Source organism: Prevotella amnii DSM 23384 = JCM 14753 (assembly GCF_000378745.1).
GTDB classification, from domain to species: domain Bacteria; phylum Bacteroidota; class Bacteroidia; order Bacteroidales; family Bacteroidaceae; genus Prevotella; species Prevotella amnii.
Map to the genome: position 1 here is coordinate 1 of NZ_KB905338.1, position 1,542 is coordinate 1,542.

Sequence of the window (1,542 nt, forward strand, 5' to 3'; positions counted from 1 at the left end):
GAATAAAATTTGTAGGACACAGAACTCATAAGAAAAACGAGGAAAGTACGGTAACAGTAACAATTAGGCGAAAGTGGGTGTTAAACTTGGGCTAATTCTCTCAAATAAAGGGAGAATATGAGAGGAAATAGAGCATATACAGCCTAAAAATCAAAAAATATAGACTGCAAGTGAGCCAATAGTGCTCAAAAAAAAGTAAAAAAGAATTGATAAATATATATTTATGAGAGGAAATAAGCAATCAAGAAAGATTGAAAAAGTTATAGACTTAGCAAAAGAACCTCGGTTTAGATCAAGCAATATTGTAGATGAATTTGCTGATAATTTCTATGTCATTTCATTCTCAAATGCAAATGGATATGCAATTGTATCCAAAGATAAAAGGTCTTTTCCCATTTATGCGGTATTAGACTCTGGTAATTTTGATAAATATGCTCTTCAAGAAAAAGAAATGAAACCATATATCCAAAATATGATTGCGGGTAATAGTAAGGAAATTCAAGATTACCAAAAGAAAATACAGCAATATAATATGGCATATCAAACAAGAGGAAATGAATATCAATGCAACAAAATTTCTTAGAAAAATAGTAGGAGATCATATTGATTCTATATATGACAATTGTATTGTCGGCAATGGCGATTTCGATGGGTATGGGTGGTCTGAAGATAAACGAGTTGCTGAAGATTTCTTTAATCATCCACATGCTTTTATTATAATGACTGCATCGTCTGGTTCTCTCAATTATGTTTCTTATCATACTTTTGTGATTGACGGAATGATTGAATTTAAGAAAAGAATAAAAGGTAGCGGATTTCTTGGAACTGGAATGTTTAGAAAATGGAGAGATGGCATAAGGCATCTTTATCATGTAAATGCTGGCTGGAAAGGTTCTTCTAATGGTTATTATCTCTATGTTCAAAATGTGAACGATGAATTTGAGTATACAGGGAGCAATGATGCAATGGATTATCGTTCAAAGACAGCCTATCTTATTTTATGGTCAAAACAAGATAAATAATATACGTATAATGAAAAAGTTTTGTTTAATTATTACAAGTCTTTTATTTCTTGTATCATGTTTGTTATCTTGCGATGACATTAGTCAAGAGCCACGTGTAAAACAAGAATATTTGTCTTTTACTGCAAAAGGCGGCAAACAAAATGTAGAAGTGGTGTTGAAGCGTTATTCGTGGAAATTTTGTGGTCTGTTAGACCCGGAACGAAATTATGTAATGATTGATTCTGAAAAGATTGAGAATGAAGTATTGGAGAATGGTGTTCAACGAATTCACTATGACTGGATTACATTCCTCATTTCAAAAGACAAAAAGAACATAGAGGTGATTGTAGATAAAAACTATACAAAAAAAACAAGACTAATTGTTTTTGATGGCTTTGGGGAACGAGTTGATTTTAATTTTAGGGTGTTTCAAGCCCCATAACCGGGTCAGTCCTAAAACCCAGTTGCAAGCCCTCTCCTCTCAGGCACATAATTTCATAAGTATTTGTTATCTTTGCATCATGAAGAATCACCAATT

The 1,542-nt window shown here is 32.5% G+C and carries 3 protein-coding genes; all 3 read left to right on the plus strand.

The genetic code is table 11. The features are described from left to right. Positions 1-223 precede the first annotated feature (223 nt). Genes F596_RS12200 through F596_RS0110670 form a run of 3 tightly spaced genes read left to right on the plus strand, consistent with a single transcriptional unit; the run spans position 224 to position 1,446 of the window. The gene (locus tag F596_RS12200) at positions 224-583 is read left to right on the plus strand and encodes a Spi family protease inhibitor (protein ID WP_019036940.1); all 360 of its coding nucleotides are present in this window, start codon (positions 224-226) and stop codon (positions 581-583) included. Continuing rightward, positions 555-1,022, plus strand: coding sequence for a C10 family peptidase (locus F596_RS12205; protein WP_019036941.1), 468 nt, complete (start codon positions 555-557; stop codon positions 1,020-1,022). The genes F596_RS12200 and F596_RS12205 overlap by 29 nt, the downstream gene beginning before the upstream one ends. A 10-nt stretch (positions 1,023-1,032) precedes the next feature. Continuing rightward, positions 1,033-1,446: a hypothetical protein gene (locus F596_RS0110670; RefSeq protein WP_019036942.1), complete on the plus strand. Its 414-nt coding sequence runs from the start codon at positions 1,033-1,035 to the stop codon at positions 1,444-1,446. Positions 1,447-1,542: the final 96 nt, after the last annotated feature.